Source organism: Streptomyces sp. M2CJ-2, from assembly GCF_016757295.1.
Classification (GTDB): domain Bacteria; phylum Actinomycetota; class Actinomycetes; order Streptomycetales; family Streptomycetaceae; genus Streptomyces.
In genome coordinates this window covers 1-21,353 of the sequence record NZ_JAESIF010000060.1, presented here as the reverse complement: position 1 = coordinate 21,353, position 21,353 = coordinate 1, and the positions used below count along the sequence as shown (strand labels likewise).

At 71.4% G+C, this 21,353-nt stretch carries 17 protein-coding genes; 11 read left to right on the top strand and 6 right to left on the bottom strand.

Annotated elements, in window-relative coordinates; all coding sequences use genetic code 11:
* Nucleotides 1–34: 34 nt before the first annotated feature.
* The gene (locus JL475_RS30490; protein WP_109380992.1) at nucleotides 35–298 is read right to left on the bottom strand and encodes a WhiB family transcriptional regulator; all 264 of its coding nucleotides are present in this window, start codon (nucleotides 296–298) and stop codon (nucleotides 35–37) included.
* Between the two features lie 749 nt (nucleotides 299–1,047).
* On the opposite strand from JL475_RS30490, the gene JL475_RS30485 reads away from it, so the two are divergent.
* The 4 genes from JL475_RS30485 to JL475_RS30470 all read left to right on the top strand — a co-directional run bounded on the left by JL475_RS30485 (nucleotide 1,048) and on the right by JL475_RS30470 (nucleotide 5,139).
* A complete protein-coding gene (locus JL475_RS30485) occupies nucleotides 1,048–1,557 on the top strand; it encodes a cysteine dioxygenase family protein (RefSeq protein WP_202281214.1) in 510 nt (169 codons plus the stop codon).
* A gap of 42 nt (nucleotides 1,558–1,599) precedes the next feature.
* A complete protein-coding gene (locus tag JL475_RS30480) occupies nucleotides 1,600–2,625 on the top strand; it encodes a 2-phospho-L-lactate transferase (protein WP_202281212.1) in 1,026 nt (341 codons plus the stop codon).
* A 5-nt stretch (nucleotides 2,626–2,630) separates the two neighbouring features.
* On the top strand, nucleotides 2,631–3,998 hold the full coding sequence (locus tag JL475_RS30475; protein ID WP_237408742.1) for a coenzyme F420-0:L-glutamate ligase: 1,368 nt from the start codon (nucleotides 2,631–2,633) through the stop codon (nucleotides 3,996–3,998).
* A gap of 139 nt (nucleotides 3,999–4,137) precedes the next feature.
* A complete protein-coding gene (locus tag JL475_RS30470) occupies nucleotides 4,138–5,139 on the top strand; it encodes a DNA-3-methyladenine glycosylase (protein ID WP_202281210.1) in 1,002 nt (333 codons plus the stop codon).
* Nucleotides 5,140–5,247: 108 nt separating this feature from the next.
* Here JL475_RS30470 and JL475_RS30465 read toward each other — a convergent pair whose 3' ends face one another.
* Together JL475_RS30465 and JL475_RS30460 are read right to left on the bottom strand one after the other, a co-directional pair.
* Nucleotides 5,248–6,330 (bottom strand): sugar phosphate nucleotidyltransferase, encoded by a 1,083-nt coding sequence (locus JL475_RS30465; RefSeq protein ID WP_202281208.1) that lies wholly within the window; start codon nucleotides 6,328–6,330, stop codon nucleotides 5,248–5,250.
* A gap of 130 nt (nucleotides 6,331–6,460) precedes the next feature.
* Entirely contained in the window at nucleotides 6,461–7,768 is a 1,308-nt protein-coding gene (locus JL475_RS30460; protein WP_202281207.1) for a peptidoglycan recognition protein, read from the bottom strand.
* A 129-nt stretch (nucleotides 7,769–7,897) separates the two neighbouring features.
* Between JL475_RS30460 and JL475_RS30455 the strand changes: the two genes are divergently transcribed.
* The 5 genes from JL475_RS30455 to JL475_RS30435 all read left to right on the top strand — a co-directional run bounded on the left by JL475_RS30455 (nucleotide 7,898) and on the right by JL475_RS30435 (nucleotide 15,963).
* Entirely contained in the window at nucleotides 7,898–8,653 is a 756-nt protein-coding gene (locus JL475_RS30455) for a TIGR03089 family protein (RefSeq protein ID WP_202281205.1), read from the top strand.
* Nucleotides 8,654–8,877: 224 nt separating this feature from the next.
* Entirely contained in the window at nucleotides 8,878–10,155 is a 1,278-nt protein-coding gene (locus JL475_RS30450; RefSeq protein ID WP_202281203.1) for an LCP family protein, read from the top strand.
* A 237-nt stretch (nucleotides 10,156–10,392) separates the two neighbouring features.
* Entirely contained in the window at nucleotides 10,393–12,186 is a 1,794-nt protein-coding gene (locus JL475_RS30445; RefSeq protein WP_202281202.1) for an LCP family protein, read from the top strand.
* A 279-nt stretch (nucleotides 12,187–12,465) separates the two neighbouring features.
* Nucleotides 12,466–14,175, top strand: coding sequence for an LCP family protein (locus tag JL475_RS30440; RefSeq protein WP_202281200.1), 1,710 nt, complete (start codon nucleotides 12,466–12,468; stop codon nucleotides 14,173–14,175).
* 153 nt (nucleotides 14,176–14,328) lie between these two features.
* Nucleotides 14,329–15,963 carry an LCP family protein gene (locus tag JL475_RS30435; protein ID WP_202281198.1) on the top strand — a complete coding sequence of 545 codons (1,635 nt, stop codon included), beginning with the start codon at nucleotides 14,329–14,331 and terminating at the stop codon, nucleotides 15,961–15,963.
* A 71-nt stretch (nucleotides 15,964–16,034) separates the two neighbouring features.
* Here the strand turns inward: JL475_RS30435 and JL475_RS30430 are convergent, their stop codons facing one another.
* Nucleotides 16,035–17,072 carry a glycosyltransferase family 2 protein gene (locus tag JL475_RS30430; RefSeq protein ID WP_202281196.1) on the bottom strand — a complete coding sequence of 346 codons (1,038 nt, stop codon included), beginning with the start codon at nucleotides 17,070–17,072 and terminating at the stop codon, nucleotides 16,035–16,037.
* 293 nt (nucleotides 17,073–17,365) lie between these two features.
* On the opposite strand from JL475_RS30430, the gene JL475_RS30425 reads away from it, so the two are divergent.
* Entirely contained in the window at nucleotides 17,366–18,727 is a 1,362-nt protein-coding gene (locus tag JL475_RS30425; RefSeq protein ID WP_202281194.1) for an LCP family protein, read from the top strand.
* Nucleotides 18,728–18,801: 74 nt separating this feature from the next.
* Here the strand turns inward: JL475_RS30425 and JL475_RS30420 are convergent, their stop codons facing one another.
* On the bottom strand, nucleotides 18,802–19,359 hold the full coding sequence (locus JL475_RS30420; protein WP_237408726.1) for an acyl-CoA thioesterase: 558 nt from the start codon (nucleotides 19,357–19,359) through the stop codon (nucleotides 18,802–18,804).
* A gap of 117 nt (nucleotides 19,360–19,476) precedes the next feature.
* Here JL475_RS30420 and JL475_RS30415 point away from each other — a divergent pair, with 117 nt between their 5' ends.
* Nucleotides 19,477–20,757: an LCP family protein gene (locus tag JL475_RS30415; RefSeq protein WP_202281191.1), complete on the top strand. Its 1,281-nt coding sequence runs from the start codon at nucleotides 19,477–19,479 to the stop codon at nucleotides 20,755–20,757.
* Nucleotides 20,758–20,816: 59 nt separating this feature from the next.
* Here the strand turns inward: JL475_RS30415 and JL475_RS30410 are convergent, their stop codons facing one another.
* Entirely contained in the window at nucleotides 20,817–21,182 is a 366-nt protein-coding gene (locus tag JL475_RS30410) for a four-helix bundle copper-binding protein (protein WP_202281189.1), read from the bottom strand.
* Nucleotides 21,183–21,353 lie beyond the last annotated feature (171 nt).

Sequence of the window (21,353 nt, the reverse complement as noted above, 5' to 3'; positions counted from 1 at the left end):
ACCGGATATGACGCACCGTTCGCCGGCGGCGCCCTCAGACCACTGCCTTCTTCAGTCTGCGCCGCTCCCGCTCGGACAGGCCGCCCCAGATACCGAAGCGCTCATCGTTGGCGAGGGCGTATTCGAGGCACTCGGAGCGGACCTCACAGGCGAGACAGACCTTCTTGGCCTCACGGGTCGAACCGCCCTTCTCGGGAAAGAACGACTCGGGGTCGGTCTGGGCGCACAGCGCGCGCTCCTGCCAGCCGAGTTCCTCGTCCGCGTCATCGACCAGCAGTTGCTGCACCAGCTCCGTCATGTGCGCCCCTCGTCCGTCTTTCGTGTCCCCGTGACGCTGCCGTTACCTGTCTCGGCCAAACGACACGAGTGAAATTACAAGTGTGCTGCTCCGGGCGAGTCAAGCTGAGATCTGCTATTGGCGCCCTTATTCACTCTGCGGAACCAAGCCCACATCGAAAGTGTTCAAATCGCCTTAAACCTTGACACACCGACGACCTCGACGGAGCCTCCCACCCCGCGTGGGCCCTCCACCAAGGAGGACGCCCTGTCGGTCGACCTCGTTGTGGCACCGGCACCACAGCGAGCCGGATCACATTCGGATCACAGGATCGCAACGGCACTTGCGTGCCCGGCCGTGCGCACCTTGTGTCCCCGGAATCACATGAACAAACCTTTCGCCCCGCAGGTGAACCGGATGGAGTGAACCGCGTCCCACGATCCGGGCGTCGAGTTGACACTGGAGGTGTGAACCGCTGTCCTTGTGGGCATGCTCGCGAACTTGGCACTCGCCTCGACCCGCTCCGCCGGGTCCCTCGGTGCTGCCCGCGCTCGCTGTAGCTGTCACTGTTCCGGTTGTTGAGCCCAACGCGCTCCGACCCTTCGAGTCACCCTCGACTCGAGACTTCTTTCATCGGCTTCCCTCCGCTCCCACCGGGGCCCCCTCGCCGCCGTCCGCGACCCGGACGCACGCGACAGCACACGCTGTAACCCCCTCTTCTCCTTCCTCCCGCTCCCCGACCGCTTCTCCGCCGAGGAACACCGCATCCCATGAACAGCGACAGCGACCTCCAGATCGCCGGCGACATCCTCGAAGTCCCCCACCTGCTGCAGACCCCGCGCGAGCACCCGGCGACCGTCGCCGAGTTCGTCGGGCTGGCCCGTTCCCTCGCCGCCGACCGCTCCTCGTGGGAGCACCTGGTGCGGTACGACGCAACGACGCGCTGGTACCACCGGCTGCGCACGGGGCCGGGCTACGAGGTGTGGCTGCTGTCCTGGGTTCCCGGCCAGGGCAGCGGACCGCACGGCCACGGCCCCTCCTCCGGAGTCATGACCGTCCTGGACGGCACCCTCACCGAGCGCACCGGGCGCGGCACGCGCACGGTGACGGCGGGCACGGAGCAGGTCTTCCCACCCGGCTATGTGCACGAGGTCGTCAACGACACGCTGGAGTCGGCGGTCAGCCTGCACGTGTACTACCCGGGCCTGACCGAGATGCCGATGCGCCCCCTCGCCCCGCACTGCGAGGCACGCCCGGTGCCCGGGACCCTGACCGTCTGAGTCGGTGCCACGGCCGACCCGGCGGCTGAGACACTGTTCCCCATGCGCATTGTGGTTCTGGCAGGCGGCATCGGCGGTGCCCGTTTCCTGCGCGGTCTGAAGCGGGCCGTGCCGGACGCGGACATCACGGTCATCGGCAACACCGGGGACGACATCCACCTCTTCGGGCTGAAGGTCTGCCCGGACCTCGACACGGTGATGTACACGCTCGGCGGCGGCATCGACGAGGAGCGGGGCTGGGGGCGGACCGACGAGAGCTTCCGTCTCAAGGAGGAGCTCGCGGCGTACGGCGTCGGCCCGGGGTGGTTCGGGCTCGGTGACCGGGACTTCGCCACCCACATCGTGCGGACGCAGATGCTCGCCGCCGGATATCCGCTGAGCGCGGTGACCGAGGCGCTCTGCGACCGCTGGCAGCCGGGCGTCCGGCTGATCCCGATGACCGACGACCGTGTCGAGACCCATGTCGCCGTCACCCTGCCCGCCGACGGGTCGACCGCCTCGACGGCGGGGCCGGCGGCGGAATCCGAGTCGGGAACCGCGGGACCCGGCGAGCGCAGGGCGATCCACTTCCAGGAGTACTGGGTACGGCTGCGGGCGTCGGTCCCGGCCGAGGCGGTCGTGCCGGTCGGCGCGGAGCAGGCCAAGCCGGCGCCGGGCGTGCTGGAGGCGATCGCCGGGGCGGACGTGATCCTCTTCCCGCCGTCCAACCCGGTCGTCTCCATCGGCACGATCCTCGCCGTCCCCGGCATCCGTGAGGCGATCGCCGACGCGGGCGTGCCGGTGGTCGGCCTGTCGCCGATCGTCGGGGACGCGCCCGTGCGCGGCATGGCCGACAAGGTGCTCGCGGCGGTCGGCGTCGAGTCCACCGCACCGGCGGTGGCCGAGCACTACGGCTCGGGCCTGCTGGACGGCTGGCTGGTCGACACGGTCGACGCGGCCTGTGTGGAGCGTGTCGAGGAGGCCGGGATCCGCTGCCGGGCGGTGCCGCTGATGATGACCGACGTCGACGCGACCACGCAGATGGCTCGGGAGGCGCTGGCGCTGGCGGAGGAGGTGCGGTCGGTTTGAACAACATGAACGACGTGAACGACGTGAACGCCGCCCGCGTGCACGACGACCCGCACGCGGGCGGCGCGGCGTCCGCGGGGTACCGGGTGTGGGCCGTCGCGGGCCTGCCCGAGGTCCGGCGGGGGGACGACCTGGCCAAGCTGATCGCGGCCGCGGAGCCGGGGCTGGCCGACGGCGATGTGCTGCTCGTCACCTCCAAGATCGTCTCCAAGGCGGAGGGCCGGATGCTGGAGGCGTCCGACCGGGAGGCCGCGATCGACGCGGAGACGGTACGGGTGGTGGCCCGGCGCGGCGCCCTGCGCATCGTGGAGAACCGGCAGGGCCTCGTCATGGCCGCGGCCGGGGTCGACGCGTCCAACACCCCGGCCGGTACGGTGCTGTTGCTGCCCGAGGACCCGGACGGGTCCGCGCGGGCGATCCGCGAGGGCCTGCGCGACGCCCTGGGGGTCACGGTCGGCGTGCTGGTCACCGACACCTTCGGGCGCCCCTGGCGCGCGGGGCTGACGGACGTCGCGATCGGCGCCGCGGGCGTTCACGTACTGGACGACCTGCGCGGCGGCACGGACGCGTACGGCAACCCGCTCGATGCCACCGTCGTCGCCTCCGCCGACGAACTCGCCGCGGCGGGCGACCTGGTCAAGGGCAAGGCCGCCGGCCTGCCGGTGGCCGTCGTCCGCGGGCTGCCCGGCCTGGTCACGGCCGACGACGACCACGGCGACGGCGCACGGGCCCTGGTCCGCGACTCCCGCGACGACATGTTCCGGCTCGGCACGTCGGAGGCGATACGGCAGGCGGTGACCCGGCGCCGTACGGTGCGGGCCTTCACCGACGAGCCCGTCGACCCGGGGTCGGTGCGCCGTGCGGTGGCCGCGGCCGTGACGGCTCCGGCACCGCACCACACCACACCGTGGCGTTTCGTCCTGCTGGAATCCCCCACGTCCCGTGTCCGTCTGCTGGACGCCATGCGGGACGCCTGGATCGCGGACCTGCGCCGGGACGGAAAGACGGAGGAGTCCATCGCCAAGCGCGTCCGCCGCGGCGACGTCCTGCGCAACGCGCCCTGTCTGGTCGTGCCCTGCCTGGTCATGGACGGCTCGCACACCTACGGGGACGCGCGGCGGGACGCCGCCGAGCGGGAGATGTTCGTGGTCGCGACGGGCGCCGGCGTGCAGAACTTCCTGGTCGCCCTGGCCGGTGAGCGGCTGGGCTCGGCCTGGGTGTCGTCGACGATGTTCTGTCGGGACGTGGTCCGCGAGGTCCTGGACCTGCCCGCGGACTGGGACCCGATGGGCGCGGTGGCGGTCGGCCATCCCGCCGAGGACCCCCGGCCCCGGCCGGAGCGGGACGCGGGCGCGTTCATCGAGGTGCGGTGAGCCGGACGCGCGGGGCGCCTACCCTCGTAGGAGCCCCCGCCCACCGGCCGGGCGGAGCCCCGCTCCGGTAGGGCTTCCCGCGCTCTCCCCTCTCTCTTCTCCCGCATCTCCCGTTTCCCCACTCCCCGGAATCCTCTCTGTGGCAGGACGTTTCGCTCCCCGGCCCGCCCGCACGACCGTGCGAGGCGGACGGACCGCCGTACCCGCGGGGGTGCCGCGCCAGACACCGGTCCCGGCCCTGGTGCGGACCTGGGTGCCGGACGGGCCGCTGGACCTCGGTCTGGTCCTCGCGCCACTGCGGCGCGGGCCCGGGGACCCGACGTTCCGCTCGCTGCCGGACGGCTCCGTCTGGCGGGCGAGCCTGACGCCCGCCGGGCCGGGGACGCTGCGGGTGACGCGGCACGGGGGCGAGGTACGGGGCGAGGCCTGGGGCCCCGGCGCCGGCTGGCTCCTGGAGCGGCTGCCGGACCTGCTCGGGGCCACGGACGACCCGGCGGCGTTCGTCCCCCGGCACAAGGTGCTGGCGCTCACCCGGCACCGGCGTCCGGGACTGCGACTGCTGCGGACCGGGCTGGTGCTGGAGTCGTTGATCCCGTCGGTCCTGGAGCAGAAGGTCACCACGGACGAGGCGTACCGGGCGTGGCGGCTGCTGGTACGGAAGTACGGGGAGCCGGCACCCGGGCCCGCGCCCGAACGGATGTCGGTGATGCCGTCGCCCCGGACCTGGGCGCTGATCCCTTCCTGGGAGTGGCACCGGGCCGGCGTCGACACCAAGCGGGCGTCCACGGTCCTGCGGGCGGTGCGCGTCGCCACGCGGCTGGAGGAGGCGGCCGGGATGGCTCCGGCGACGGCACGGGCGCGGCTGGAGCTGGTGCCGGGCATCGGTCCGTGGACGTCTGCGGAGACGGTGCAGCGCAGTCATGGCGCGGCGGACGAGGTGACCGTGGGGGACCTGCACCTGCCGGGCATCGTGGGGTGGGCCCTCGCCGGGGACCGGAACGCGGACGACGCGGTGATGCTCGAACTGCTGGAGCCGTATGCCGGGCAGCGGCACCGGGCGGCGCGGCTGATCCTGCTGAGCGGAAGAACGCCGGCTCGGCGGGCTCCGAAGAGGCCGCACTGGGACATCGGGCGGCTGTGAGGCCCGGGCCCCACCCGCCCGGGCCCCGGTCGTTCCAAGCCTTCAACCGCCCGAGCCCTCAGTCCTCCCGGCCCCGCACCGGTCGGTACGCGGCCGGTTTCCCCCCGGCTACTCGTCCGAGGAGAACCGCACCGCCCCCGCCGGGATCCGTGCGTCGCACCACACCCGCACCCCGTCCCGGAGCTCGTTGCGGGCGCCGATGACCGCGCCGTCGCCTATGACCGTCCCGGTGAGGACCGACCGCTCCCCCACCCTCGCGCGTGTGCCGATCAGCGAGTCGGTGACGACCGCGCCGGGTTCGATGACCGCACCCGGCAGGATCGTGCTGCCGAAGACGCGCGCGCCCTCCGCCACGAACGCGCCCTCGCCCACCACCGTCCCGCCCGCCAGCTTGGCGTCCGGTGCCACTCTCGCCGTCGGCAGGACCAGCCGGTCGCCGCAGCGGCCGGGGACCGCCGGGGAGGGGGCGCGGCCCAGCACCAGGTCCGCGGAGCCGCGGACGAAGGCGGCCGGGGTGCCGAGGTCCAGCCAGTACGCGGAGTCGACCAGCCCTTGGAGGTGGGCCCCCGCCGACAGCAGGTCCGGGAACGTCTCCCGCTCCACCGACACCGGCCGGCCCGTCGGGATCGTGTCGATGACCGAGCGGCGGAACACGTACGCCCCCGCGTTGATCTGGTCGGTGACGATCTCCTCGGGCGTCTGCGGCTTCTCCAGGAACGCCAGGACCCTGCCCGTGTCGTCCGTGGGGACCAGTCCGTACGCCCGTGGGTCGGTCACCTTCGTCAGGTGCAGCGAGACGTCCGCGCCCGTCGTCTCGTGGGTGCGCACCAGCGCCCGGATGTCCAGGCCCGTGAGGATGTCGCCGTTGAAGATCAGCACGGGTTCGTCCGGGCCGGAGTGCAGCCGGGAGGCGACGTTGCGGATCGCGCCGCCCGTGCCGAGCGGCTCCGCCTCCGTCACGTACTCGATGTGGAGCCCCAGCGACGACCCGTCGCCGAAGTACGGTTCGAAGACCTCGGCCAGATAGGACGTGGCCAGGACGATGTGCTCGACGCCCGCCGCTTTCGCTCTCGCCAGTTGGTGCGTGAGGAAGGGCACCCCGGCGGCCCGGACCATGGGCTTCGGTGTGTGCACCGTGAGCGGGCGCAACCGCGTGCCCTTGCCGCCGACCAGGAGGATCGCTTCTGTCACCTGTCGTCTCTGCTTCCTGCCGGGACCGGCCGAACTGTCTTTCGGCCGGCCAGTTTATGCAGACCGTTCCACAGCGCTTTCGACGGTGTGTCTCCGGCAGGAAGGGACCGGCCCGACGGCTCCGCGCGGTTCAGCGGCCCTGGTAACCGGCCGCCGTGGAGCGGGTGGTGCCGAGCTGGTCGTAGAGCTTCCCCCCTGGGCACACGGTGTTGAACCCGTCCCGGTGACCGGAGATCACGTTCAGTCGTACCTTCGTGCCTTTTGCGTAGAGATTGCCACCGTCGGACGTCAGATATGTCTTCGCGCTCGGATCCACGCCGTACAGCCCGAGCTTCCACGCGGCGAGCCGGGCGATGCCCTTCACCGCCGAGTCCGACGGTTCCGTGGAACCGTACGTGCCGAGAACCGCCACCCCCATGCTGTTGGAGTTGAACCCCAGAGTGTGGGCGCCCAGGACCGGCTCCGCCACTCCCCCGGCGCGGCCCTCGTAGACCTTCCCGCACTTGTCGACGAGGAAGTTGTAGCCGATGTCCCGCCAGCCCATGCTCTCCGTGTGGTAGCGGTGGATACCGCGGATGAGCGAAGGCGCCTCCTCGCACGTGTAGTCGTTGCCGGAGGCGGTGTGGTGCACGAAGACCGCACCGACCTCGTCCGTGTAGACGGACCCCTCCGCCCCCAGGCTCTCGTCCGCCCCCCAGCCGGCCCGTGTGACGATGTCGGGGCGCGGGGCGGTGTACGGATTCGCCCGCTGCCGCGCGACCGCGCCCTTCCGCCGCGCGCCCTCACCACCGTCCGCCGTGCCGTCCGCGGTGCCGCCCGCCGGCTCGGCGCCCTCGCCGGGGTCGACGAGTTCGAGGCGCATCCCGGACGGCAGCGGCAGCACGGTGTTCTCGACGCCCTCGGCATCCTCGGCAGCCGTGCCGGTGTGCCCCGGACCTCCGGACTCCGCCAGGACCCTGATCTCCACGCCGTCCGAGTCGCCCACCCACAGCGGTGCGGTGGCGCCGCGGACCCGGCCCGAGGCGCGTTCCCCGTTGCCGGAGGCGCCGGGGTCGGCCGTGTGGTCGGCGTTGTGGGCCTCGACGTCCCGCCAGTCGGACCAGGAGCCGGTGCGGGCCGCGCGGGTGCGGACCTGGACCTGGCCGTGGAGTTCGGCGGCGGGGTCGTCCCAGACGACGCCGAGGAGGGAGAAGTTCCGTACGGACCGGGGGGCCAGGCCGAACGTGGCGGCGCCGGAGGCACGGTCGGGGTCGAGGGGTTGCAGGGGCAGCGACTCGGTGCCGCCCGTGGCACCGGACGCGGCCGTCACCGCCGCACGCGGAGCAGCCCGGACCGGCTGCCCCGGCCCGGCGCTCGCCGCGGCGGCGGACGGCGCGAGGGGGAGCGCGAGAGCGGTCGCGCAGATGACACCGATGGCGGAAGCAGGAAGTCTACGCATGCCCCTGATCTTGAACATAGTCATACAAATCTGTCCATCGGGGAATTGACGGGACATCGAAACCCCTTCCACCGAACCGGTGCCCCCGCCACCCGGTGCGCACAGCCGCGTCCGCGTACGCTTGCGCGGGTGAACGCCACCGACCGCACCCCCGCCGACCTGCTGGGTTCCGCGCTCGCCGCGGACCCGGGCCGCCCCCTGGTGACCTTCTACGACGACGCCACGGGCGAACGCGTCGAATTGTCCGTGGCCACCTTCGCCAACTGGGTGGCCAAGACCGCGAACCTGCTCCAGGACGAACTGTCCGCCGAGCCGGGCGACCGCGTGTCCCTCCTGCTGCCCGCGCACTGGCAGACGGCCGTGTGGCTGCTGGCGTGCGCGTCGGTGGGCGCGGTCGCGGACGTGTCCGGCGACCCGGCGGCCGCCGACGTCGTGGTGAGCGGGCCGGACTCGCTGGAGGCCGCGCGAGCGTGCTCGGGCGCGCGGATCGCGCTGGCGCTCAGGCCGCTCGGGGGACGCTTCCCGCAGCCCCCGGAGGGCTTCGCCGACTACGCCGTGGAGGTGCCGGGGCAGGGCGACCGGTTCACGCCGTACGCGCCGGTCGACCCCGAGGCTCCGGCGCTGATCGCGGCGGGGCGGGAGTTCACCGGGGCCGAGGTGGTGGAACGGGCCCGCGCGGAGGCGACGGACCTCGGGCTGACCGGACCGGGCTCGCGCATCCTGTCGGGTCTGCCGTACGACACGTGGGAGGGCCTGCACGCGGGTCTGTACGGACCGCTGGCGACCGGCGGTTCGGTGGTGCTGTGCCGCAACCTGGACCGGCTCGGGGACGAGGCCCTGGACAAGCGCGTCGAGAGCGAACGGGTCACGGTCATCTCCCGCTAGAGCCCCTCCGGCGGCTTCGCCGCGGCCCGGCCCGGTCCCGCCCGGCGCGGACGGACTCGCCCGAGCCGGGCCCGCCGGGCCGTACCCCGTTCGCCGCGCCCCGTCCCCCGTACGGCTCAGCAGTGCCCGCCTCCGCCCCGCATCCGGGTCATCGTCGTGTCAGCGGCACGCACGGCACGTACGGCCTCCACCGCACGCCGTACGCAGTGAGGGGTGGACCGGTCATGAGCGACACCGCAGGCCCGCCCCCCGCAGGCACGGGGGGCGGGCGCACCCTCGGGCCGGGGGCGGGAGCCTCGGCGAGCGGGACGGGGCAGGCGCGGCGCAGACGGCGACGGTGGGCGCGGGGCACCGGGCTCGCTCTCGCCGTGCTGCTCGTCCTGGCCGCCGGGGCCGGGTGGGCGGTGTACGTGAAGCTCGACGGGAACATCACGCCGGACGAGGCGGCCGCGGCCGAACTCGCGCGGTTCGAGGAGGAACGGCCCACCGCGCTGGTCAAGGAGGCCCGGAACATCCTGCTGATCGGCTCGGACTCGCGCTCCGGGGACGACAACCGCCGCTACGGCCGGGACTCGGGGACACAGCGGTCCGACACCGCGATCCTGCTGCACCTGTCGGCGGGCCGGCGCAGCGCCACCGCCGTGTCCCTGCCCCGTGACCTGATGGTGGCCGTGCCGGGCTGCCTGCGCGAGGACGGCACCCGCGTCGAGCCCGTGTTCACGATGTTCAACCAGGCCTTCCAGCGGGGCGGTTCGGCCTGCGCCATCCGCACCGTCGAGAAACTCACCGGCATTCGTGTGGACCATCACATCGTCGTGGACTTCCACGGTTTCAAGGAGATGGTCGAGGCGGTCGACGGCGTCGAGGTGTGCCTGCGCGAACCCATCGACGACAAGGCGGCGAAACTGAGACTGCCCGCGGGCCGGGTGACGCTGAACGGGGAACAGGCCCTCGGTTATGTCCGCGCCCGCAAGTCACTCGGTGACGGTAGCGACACACACCGTATGGAACGCCAGCAGCGGTTCCTCGGGGCACTCGTCAACAAGGTGCGCGGGAATGACGTTCTGCTGAATCCGGTGAAGCTGTATCCCGTTCTGGACGCGGCCACTTCGGCGCTGACGACCGACCCGGAACTGGCCAGTCTGCGCGGTTTGTACGAACTCGTCCGCGGGCTGCGCGAGATTCCGACGGAACATGTGCAATTCCTCACCGTCCCACGGAAGCCGTATGCCACCGACGTCAATCGAGACCAACTCTCCCAGCCCGGGGCGGAGGCACTGTTCGAGCGGTTGCGCAGGGACGCTTCGGTGTCGGTCGCACAGGAGGCGAGGCGGGGCCCCGGCACCGGCACCGACTCCGGCACACCGTCCGGGAATTCGGACGGCGACGGCACGGACAGTGACGGAAAGGTCACTCGGGGGGAATCCGCGGAGTCGTCCGGGTCCCCTTCCCCCACGCCCACATTCTCCGGGAACACGGCGGCCGAGGAAGGCTGCACGTAAAGCCGGCACACAGCCGACTCCAAGATTGTGAAGTCATGTCAAGGGATATGCACGAATTGCCCAGTTGTAGGGACATGGAATGTGCCACCGGCGTCGCCGGAAGTCATTCCGTGCCGTTAGTGTGAGCGCTCCGGTGCGCGCGCACCCGAGGTTCGTCCTGCAGTCGCGCACTGCGTGACCGACCGGGCGCCCAGGAGGGGAAGGGCGCCGCGTGGCACCGACGGAGGACAAACGACCGTGGACGCGCAGGGCCGTGAGCGGGGCCACGACATGGACCCCGCAGACCAGTGGGTGCTCAACCCGGACACCGGTGATTACGAACTGCGGCTGAACGATTCCGCACCGCAGTCACCGATCCCTTCTCCCCGTAGACCGCGCCCCGCCGGCGTGGGTGCGGGCAAGGGCGCGAGCGCACCGCGTGGTCGCGGCGACGCGTCCGGGCGCGCGCCGGAACGGCCTCCCGGCCGCAGGGCGGCCGAACGGAGGGCGCCCGAACCCGAGGCTGCTGAAAGTGAGGCACCGCCGCGCAGGCGCCGGGGCGCGCCGGAGGAGCCGCCGCCGGGCCGACGCGGGCGCCGGCCGGTGAAGAAGAAGTCGAAGGTGAAGAAGGTCCTGCTCTGGACGGGCGGGACGATGGCGTTCGTGGTGCTCGCCACCGGCGTGGGCGGCTACCTGTATCTGGAGCACCTCAACGACAACATCGACTCCATCTCCGACGACGGCGCGAGCACCGGTGGCTTCCAGAAGGACAAGGCCATCAACATCCTGCTGATCGGCACCGACAAGCGCACCGGCGCCGGCAACGACGGCTACGGCGACGCGGGCAGTGCCGGACACGCGGACACCACGCTCCTGCTGCACGTCTCCAAGGACCGCACCAACGCCACCGCGCTCAGCATCCCGCGCGACCTCATCGTCGACATCCCCGACTGCCCCACCACGCTGGAGGACGGGACGGAGAAGGTGATCCCGGGCACCAGGGGTCGCTTCAACACCAGTCTCGGCCAGAACGAACGCACGCCGAGCTGCACCATGCGGACCGTCACCGAACTGACCGGGATCACACCGGACAACTTCATGGTGGCCGACTTCAACGCGGTCAAGACCCTCACCACGGCGGTCGAGGGCGTGGAGGTCTGTGTGGCGAAGGACATCGACGACCCGAAATCCCACCTGAAGCTGAGCAAGGGCACGCACACCATCGAGGGTGAGCAGGCGCTGGCGTACGTGCGCACCCGGCACTCCGTCGGCACCGGCGGCGACCTGAGCCGGATCGGTCTGCAACAGCAGTTCCTCAGCGCGCTGATGAGGAGGCTGAAGTCCAACGACACCCTCACCAGCCCCTCGAAGATGCTCAAGCTGGCGGAAGCGGGCACCAAGGCCCTCACCGTCGACACCCAGTTGAACGACATCAACAAGCTGAAGGACCTCGGCCTGGAGCTGGGCAAGCTCAACGTCAAGAACCTGACCTTCACCACGGTGCCGGTGGTCGACAACCCTGCGGAGACGGTGAAGGCGACCGTCGTCCTCGACGAGGCCAAGGCACCGCAGGTGTTCGCGGCGATCGCGAACGACGTGTCGTTCACCCAGGTCAAGCAACAGGAGAAGAAGGAGAAGGCCGCCGTCGCCGCCCGCCTCAAGGGCACCAAGGCACCGGCCTCCGAGGTCCGGGTGCGGGTCTTCAACGGCGGCGCCCCGTCGGGCAGCGCCCAGGACACCCTCACCTGGCTCCAGCTCAAGGAGGGCGTCAGCAAGTCGGAGAACGCCGGCAACGCCCCGAAGACGCTGAAGAAGACCACTCTCGAGTACGCGCCCGACCAGGCCGACCAGGCCCGCCGCCTCGCCGACATCCTCGGCCTGTCCGGATCCGGGATGAAGCCCGGCGAGAGCGCCACCAACTCCCAGGGCCTGCCCGCGATGACCCTGACCCTCGGCGAGGACTTCAAGGGCGCGGGCGTCTCCCTGACGGTTCCCACCAAGGCTCCGGACGTGAAGAAGTCGACGGCCGACAAGGTCGAGTGCGCGCAGTGACCTGCCGGGCAGGGCACCGGGTGGTCTGCCGGGCGGGCCCTGCCGCAGGCAGGCGCCGGCGGCGCCATTTCCCCACCCAATAGGGCGGTTTGCCCCGTTTCGGAGGCGAGGAATTCGTCACTGAAGCCACTTCTCGCTCAGGCGGGCGGCTAATGTGAACGCTCCAGTGCCCCGGCTGCGAGGACCGTTCTGGCGTCGCGCACGGTGGTGACCAGTACGCGCGGACACCCTCTGGAGGGGGAGGGCGCCGCGTGGCCCGGACGGAGGATTCGGACGAGCGTGGACGCGCAGAGCCGTGGGCGGGCGGACAACGTCGACCCCGCAGACCAGTGGATACTCAACCCGGCCACCGGTGAATACGAACTGCGACTGGGCCCCTCCGCACCGCAGTCACCCGTCCCGGGCCCCCGCCGCAGCGGCCACCCCGCGTACGATGCCGTGCCCGGCCGTACCCGGGCGCCCGGCCGTGAGGTCCCGCCGCCGCGGCGGCGCGGCGCCCCCGAGGTACTGCCCGGACGGCGCGGCAACCGGCCGGCGCAGCGGGGGCCGAGGGCGAGGAAGGCCCTGCTGTGGGCGGGCGGGACGATGGCGTTCGTGGTGCTCGCCACCGGAACGGCCGGCTACGTCTATCTGAAACACCTCGAGGGCAACGTCCACACGACCGACGTCGGCGACGCGGGCTCGGGGAACTTCAGCAAGGACGAGGCCTTCAACATCCTGGTCCTCGGCACCGACAAGCGCACCGGCGCCGGCAACGAGGGCTACGGCGACAAGAACAGCGTCGGGCACGCCGACACCACGATCCTGCTGCACGTCTCCAAGGACCGCACCAACGCCACCGCGCTCAGCATCCCGCGCGACCTCATCGTCGACATCCCCGACTGCCCCACCACGCTGGAGGACGGGACCCAGAAGGTGATCCCGGGGCTGCAGGGCGCCCGGTTCAACCGCAGCCTCGGCGAGGGCGGCCGGGACCCGGGCTGCACGATGCGCACCGTGGAGGAGGCCACCGGCATCCCCGTCGACCATTTCATGATGGCCGACTTCAACGCGGTCAAGACCCTCACCACGGCGGTCGACGGCGTCAAGGTGTGCCTGGAACACCCGGTCGACGACAAGCAGTCGAAGCTGAGGCTGCCGGCGGGCGAGTCGACGGTGGCGGGCGAGGACGCCCTCGCCTTCGTCCGTACCCGGCACAGCTTCGGCAACGAGGGCGACCTCGACCGGATCAAGGTGCAGCAGCACTTCCTGGCCTCGCTGATGCGCAAGATGTCCTCCAGCGACACCCTCACCAGTCCCACCCGGCTGGTGAAGCTGGCCGAGGCCGCCACCAAGGCGCTGACCGTGGACACCGGTATCGGCAAGGTGAGCACGCTCAAGGACGTCGCCCTGGAGCTGAAGAAGGTACCGCCGAAGAACATCTCCTTCACCACGGTGCCGGTGAAGGACAACCCCGCGGAGACGGTGAAGGCGACCGTCGTCCTCAACGAGGCCAAGGCGCCCCAGCTCTTCGCGGCGATCGCGAACGACGTGTCGCTGACCGAGGTCGAGCAGCGGAAGAAGCAGGAGAAGACCGCCGTCGCCGCCCGCCTCAAGGGCACCAAGGCACCGGCCTCCGAGGTCCGGGTGCAGGTCTTCAACGGCGGCGCCCCGTCGGGCAGCGCCCAGCAGATGCTCAACCGGCTCCAGCTCGAGGAGGGCGTCAGCAAGTCGGAGAACGCCGGCAACGCCCCGAAGACGCTGAAGAGGACCACTCTCGAGTACGCGCCCGACCAGGCCGACCAGGCCCGCCGCCTCGCCGACATCCTCGGCCTGTCCGGATCCGGGATGAAGCCCGGCGAGAGCGCCACCAACTCCCAGGGCCTGCCCGCGATGACCCTGACCCTCGGCGAGGACTTCACCAACGCCGGGGCACAGCTCGACGGCTCCACGGCCGGGGCTCCGGACGTGGAGAAGTCCACGGCTGACAAGGTGGAGTGCGCGAGCTGACGCTCAGCCGAGCGAGTGCGGAACCCTCACCAAAAGTTGTTGAATCGGTTGCGTTCCGCGCGCAACTGACGGGCCCTTCGTGCGTCTAACACAACGCAGGACGGGCCTTGTTCCATGACGCGAGGAGTTTCAGGGGTGGGGAGGACGGCGGCGGTGACGCAGAGCGCCGCGCGGAGGACACTCCGCGACGACCGGCGTGAACCGGACGACGGCACGGCCGGCGGCGCGGCCGACGGGCCGGCCGACAAAGCGTCCGACGGCGACGGTGGGGACATACCGGCGTCCGGTGCGGACGGCGGTCACCGCCCGCGGCGCCGGATGCTCAGGTGGTTCGCGGCGGTCCTCGCATTGCTCCTCGTCGGCTCGGCCGGAGCCGGCTACGTCTACTACCGGCACCTGAACGACAACATCAAGCAGAACCCGCTGAACCTGGGCGACCACAAGGTCGCCGAGCCGACGCCGAACGCCGCCGGACAGACCCCGCTGAACATCCTGCTGATCGGCTCCGACGCCCGGGACAGCGAGGAGAACCAGCAACTCGGCGGCGCCCGCGAGACGTTCGGCTCGACACCGCTGGCCGATGTGCAGATGCTGCTGCACCTGTCCGCCGACCGGACCAACATGTCCGTGATCAGCATGCCCCGCGACACCCTCGTCCAGATCCCCAAGTGCACCGACCCCGAAGACGGGACCGTGTACGAGGCGAGCAACGGGCGGACCATGACCAACCAGAGCCTCGGGCACGGCGGCCCGGGCTGCACCGTGGCCACCTGGCAGGAGCTCACCGGCATCCACATCGACCACTTCGTCATGGTCGACTTCGCCGGCGTGGTCGCCATGGCGGACGCCGTCGGCGGCGTCCCGGTGTGCGTGGACGCCAACATCCTCTCCCGCGACAGCAAGGGCCACGGCTCCGGGCTGAAGCTGCGCGAGGGCACCCACCCGGTCAAGGGCGAGCAGGCCCTGCAGTGGCTGCGTACGCGCTACGGCTTCGAGGACGGCAGCGACCTCGCCCGCGCCAAGGCCCAGCACATGTACATGAACTCACTGGTCCGCGAGCTGCGCGAGAACGCCACCCTGAGCAGCCCCAACAAGCTGCGCAGGCTGGCCGAGGAGGCCACCCGGGCGCTCACCGTCGACCCCGGCCTCGACACCGTCAAGAAGCTGTACGACCTCAGCAACGAGCTGCGCAAGGTGAAGCCGGAACGCGTCACCATGACCACGATGCCGAACCGGTACGTGGGCGCCCGTGTGGAACCGACCGAGGACGCCGAGCAGCTCTTCCGGCTGGTCCGCGAGGACATCGCGCTGGACGGCAAGGACGCGAAGCCGGCGGAGGCCGAGGAGAAGGCGACGTCCACCGAACCGGCCGCCCCCGACGCCGAGATCGCGGTCCAGGTCGTCAACGGCACCCGCACCGACACCCTGGCCTCGGCGTCCGGCCGCGCGAGCACCGTGACCGGAATCCTGCGGGAGAAGGGCTTCACCGGTGCGTTCGCCGACACCGCCGGTTCCCTCAGCAGGGAGCGGACGGTGGTGCGGTACCCGAGCGCCGACCTGGAGGGCGACGCGCATCGCGTCGCCGAGTCCCTGGGGATTCCGGAGAGTTCGGTTCGGCGGTCCACCGACGTCTCCGGAGTCACGCTCGTCGTGGGCGCCGACTGGCGTGAGGGGACGACGTACGAGGCCCCCGAGCAGGACGACACCACCCCCGAGTCGGCCGAGGCCCTCAACGGCGCGGACGACACGGCCTGCATGAAGGTCAACCCGGCCTTCACCTGGTCCTGACACGGCAGGGCCCCCTCCCTAACCCGGGGAGGGGGCCCTGCCGTGTCCGCGGTGTCTACGGTGAAGGCGGGTCAGGCAGCCGGGGCGTCCGCGTGCACCGCGGGCCGCCGGGAGGCGATGACCTTCTTCGCGAGCGAACGCGGGCTGGTCAGGAAGCCCCAGCCCCACGACATGTGCATGGTGCCCAGCGCCACCGGTATCCGCAGCCGCGCCTTCAGCGGCAGCCCCTTGCCGGCGGGTACGGAGCCCAGCACGATCGCCGCGAGGTACCCGCCGGGCACCACGAAGCCCCACGGCGTGAGTGCCGCGCCCACCACGGTTCCGGCCGCGATCGCGCACACCGCGGCCGGCGGGGCCAGATACCGCAGGTTGATGGAACCGGAGTGGTAGCGGGCGACGACGTGCCGCCAACGGCCGTAGTCCTTGTACTGCTTGGCCAGCGCCCGCACGCTCGGCCGGGGCCGGTACGACACCTTCAGCTCCGGCGAGAACCAGACCAGCCCGCCGGCCTCGCGGATACGGAAGTTCAGCTCCCAGTCCTGGGCGCGGATGAACTCGACGTTGTAGCCGCCCTGCCGCTCCAGCGCCTCGCGCCGGAACACCCCGAGGTAGACGGTCTCGGCGGGGCCCGCCGTGCCACCGGTGTGGAAGGCCGCGTTGCCGACGCCTATCCGCGAGGTCATCGCGGCGGCGACCGCGTGCTCCCAGTCGTTCTCCCCCTCGGCGTGCATGATGCCGCCGACGTTCTGCGCGCCGGTCTCCTCGAGGAGCCGTACCGCGGTGGTGATGTAGCCCGGCGAGAGCATCCCGTGCCCGTCGACGCGGACCACGATCGGATGGCGCGAGGCCTTGATCGCCGCGTTGAGGGCGGCCGGGGTGCGGCCGGTCGGGTTGGGCACGGTACGCACCCGCGGGTCCTCGGCCACGAGTTCGGCGGCGATCTCGTCCGTGCGGTCCGTGGACGGACCGAGGGCGATCACGACCTCCATCTCGCCGGCGTACTCCTGGGCGAGGATCGCGTGGACGGCGCCACGCAGATACCTTTCCTCATTGAGGACGGGCATGATCACGGAAACGGCGGGGTGCCGCACGTCGGGATTGGCGTTCATAGGGGCCTCACGTTACCGCGAACGGGGGACAGCGGTGTGCGCGCCGGGTGCGGCTGCGCCGGGCCGCAGATCGTATCGGCCTACGGTGCTCGGGATCCCGGGCACGGCTCCGTACGGCCCCGTACGGTCCCGCGGCCCTCGTACGGCCCTCGTCCGGAGGTGTCCTCCTGTTGCCCCCGCAGCCACCGTCCCCCCGCCCTCACCCCCACCCCCGCCCCCGGCCGCAGCGCCGCCCGCGACCGCCCGGCCGGGGCGGTCCGAGACCGGCGGGGCGCCGGAAACCTCACTGGGGCATGCGGACGGTGACCACGCTGTCGGTCGTGGTGCTCGCCTCCGCCGGGATCGGGCACGCGGTGGTCACCAGCCTCGACTCGGGGATCGACCGGGTCGACCCGTTCCGGGACATGAAGAACCGTCCCGAGGCCGGCCACGGCATGAACGTCCTGCTCGTCGGCACGGACGGCCGCGAGAAGCTCGACAAGGAGCAGCGGCGGAAGTACCGGCTCGGCGGGGCGCCCTGCAACTGCACCGACACCATCATGATCGTGCACATCTCGGAGGACCGGGAGCGGGCCAGCGTCGTCAGCCTGCCGCGCGACTCGTACGCCATGACTCCCCCGCACACCGACCGGGTGAGCGGCGAGGAGCACGAGGGGCACCCCGTCAAACTGAACGCGGCGTACGCGGAGGGCGGGCCGCAGCTGACCGTGCGCACGGTGGAGAAGATGACCCGGGTGAAGATCGACCACTACCTGGAGCTCGATTTCACCAGCTTCATGAAGACCGTCGACGTGGTCGGCGGCGTCGAGCTGTGCACCACCGAACCGCTGAAGGACAGCCACACCGGCCTCGACCTGCCCGCCGGCCGACACACCCTGCGGGGCGGCGAGGCCCTGCAGTACGTACGCGCCCGGTACGTCGACGGCGCCTCCGACCTCGGCCGGATGAAACGCCAGCAGCGCTTCATGGCGGCGCTGGTGGACCGGGCCACGTCCTCCGGGATCCTGCTGAACCCGATGAAGTTCCGGGACGTGACCCGCGCGGTGCTCGGTTCGGTCCGCGCCGACGAGGGCTTCGGCACCGACGAACTGCTGGACCTGGGGCGGGCGATGCGGAGCTTCTCGCCCTCCTCCTCCGAGTTCACCACCGTGCCGCTCGCGAGGAGGGGAGTCACGGTCAAGGGCCTCGGCTCGACCCTGAAGTGGCATCCCGAGAAGTCGAAGCACATCTTCGAGGCGCTGCGCGAGGACAAGCCGCTCTCCACGCGCTCCTCGCCCGACGCGGCGCTGCGCGTCCCGGTGGACCCCCGGCAGATCCGCGTCCAGGTCGAGAACGGCACCGGGATCCAGGGGCTCGGCCGCCGCGTGGACGCGGCCCTCTCGGCGACCGGCTTCAACACCACCCGCGCCCCCGTCAACGCGGCGGACCGCTCCGTACGGCGGACCGTCGTCGCCCACGACCCCCGATGGGACCGCTCCGCGAAGTCCCTCGCCGCCGCCCTGCCGGGCAGTGAACTGCGTGCGGTGAAGGGCCAGGGCGCCACCCTGAAGGTGATCGCCGGCAGCGACTTCGAGAAGGTCCGCAAGGTCCGGGCCGAGGACCCCGGGAAGGACGAGTTCGGAGTGGTGCGGGGCGACGAGGTGGGGTGCTCGTAGGCCCGCGACGGGGTGCGTGGCGGAGATGCGCGCCGCTCCTCCGCACGGGACGGGGCCCAGCCGGGTCGGTCGGGTCAGTCCTCGATCCCCTCCGCCGCCCGCTTCTCGCGCAGCTCCATGATGGCGCGGCGGCGGGCCAGGCGGTGGGTGCGGCGGATCTGGGCCTCCTGGCTGCGGCGCCGGTCCCGCTCGGTCTCCGGTATCACCGGCGGCACCCGGCGCGGCTTGCCGTCGGCGTCGACGGCCGCGAAGACGAGGTAGGCGGAGCCGACTTGAGTGGGCGGGGCGGACTCGTTCCAGCGCTCGGCCAGGACCCGCACGCCGACCTCCATGGAGGTCCGGCCGGTCCAGTTGACCTGGGCCTTCACATGGACCAGGTCGCCGACGCGGACCGGCTCCAGGAAGGCCATCTCGTCCATGGAGGCGGTGACTGCGGGTCCTCCGGAGTGGCGGCCGGCGACGGCGCCCGCCGCGTCGTCGACCAGTTTCATGATCACGCCGCCGTGCACCGTACCCAGCAGGTTGGTGTCGTTGTGGGTCATGATGTGGCTGAGGGTCGTCCGCGATGCCGAGGTGGGCTTGCCCGGGATGTCGGGACTCTCCGTGGGTGCGGCTGGAGCCTGATCTGTCATGGCCTCCACCTTATGCCGAGGTCGCATCCGGGAAATTTGTGTCAGCTTGGCAACAGCGCTGCTGTTATTTTCCGGTGACCGGTACGGCACGCGGCCCGGACCTGCACACTGTTGCGCATGACTAACTGGCCCGAGGCATGGCCCCAGGACGACGGCGCCCGCTACGGACGCGGAAGCGGGAGCGCACAGCCCGAGAGCGCCCGCGTCATGCGGCAGGTCCGCCGCGGCCCGGCGGCCCCGCCCGGCCAGGGGGCGTACGGCGGCGGAATGCCGCAGCAGGCGTCGTACGTGGACGGCCGCGGGCACGGCGGCCACAGCGACTATGACGGCGGTTACAACACCGGCCGGGTCTACGGGTCCCCCGCCGGGGGCGGCTACGGCGGACCGGGCGACGACGGCCGTCACTCGCGCGGTCCCGCGCCGGACTGGCGCCGTCGCGTCAAGCTGACGGCGATCACGGTCACGACGCTGCTGGTCGTGACGGCCGTCGGCACCTACTTCTGGGCCGACTCCAAGCTCAACCGCGAGGTCGACCTGTCCATCGTCCTCGACCGGCCGGAGGCGGGCGAGGGCACGAACTACCTGATCGTCGGCTCCGACAGCCGGGCCGGACTGACCGACGAGCAGAAGAAGAAGCTGCGCACCGGGTCCGCCGAGGGCAAGCGCACGGACTCGATGATGATCCTGCACACCGGCAGCAACGGCCCCACCCTGATCTCGCTGCCCCGCGACTCGAACGTGGAGATACCCACCTTCAAGGGCTCCGAGTCCGGCAAGACGTTCCAGGGCACGGGCCGGCAGGTGAAGCTGAACGCCGCGTACGCGGAGGACGGGCCCGAACTCCTGGTCCGCACGGTCGAGTTCAACACAGGCCTGCACATCGACCACTATGTGGAGATCGGCTTCGCCGGCTTCGCGAACATCGTGGACGCGGTCGGCGGCGTGGAGATGGACATACCGCAGGACATCAAGGACACCAAGTCCGGCGCCGACTTCAAGAAGGGCAAGCAGACCCTGAACGGCGAGGAGGCCCTCGCCTTCGTCCGCACCCGGTACGCGCTGGCCGGCTCCGACCTGGACCGCACGAAGAACCAGCAGAAGTTCCTCTCCGCCCTCTCGAGCCAGGTGGCGACGCCGAGCACGGTCCTGAACCCGTTCAAGCTGTACCCGACCATGGGGGCGGGCCTGGACTCCCTGATCGTCGACAAGGAGATGGGCCTGTTCGACCTGGCCGGCATGTTCTGGGCGATGAAGGGCGTCAGCGGCGGCGACGGCACCTCCATGAACATGCCCATCGCGGGTTCCTCCGGCGGCAACCTGCTCTGGGACAAGGCGAAGGTCAAGCAGCTGGTGACCCAGCTGAACAACGACGAGAAGGTCACCGTCAAGGGCGACTGACCCCGCGACGGGCCGGGGGCGCCGGCGAACGGCGCCCCCGGCCGTGTCGGACGGCGGTGTCACATCGTGGCGCCCGCCATGGCACGGCAGGACTCGGCGCAACGGCGACAGGACTCCGCACAGCGCGTCATCCGCTCGTCGTCCGGCATGGACATGCACGCCTCGGCGCACAGGTCACAGGCCCTGGCGCACATCGCGCACATCTCGGCGGCGAGCGGCGAGCGGCGCATCATCATGTCGGCGCACATGCGGGTCGTCTCGGAGCAGTCCATGAGCGCCCGCATGATCTGCGTGGGGGCCTGGTCGGTCATCTGCAGACAGGAGCTCATGGTCTCCTCGCAGACGCTGTGGCAGGACATGCACGCGTTGACGCAGTCCTGCATCTCCTTGCTCATCGGGGTCGTGGCGGCAGACTGCTGGGGCATGATTCCTCCCGGGGGCGGCGAGAGCCGGTTTTCTCCCCCGCCCCTCCGTCCTACGCCCGCCGCCCCATGAGCACCACAGGAGGGGCGAGACCCGCCGTCACGGCAGGTTGCGCGCCATCACGATCCGCTGGACCTGGTTCGTGCCCTCGTAGATCTGCGTGATCTTCGCGT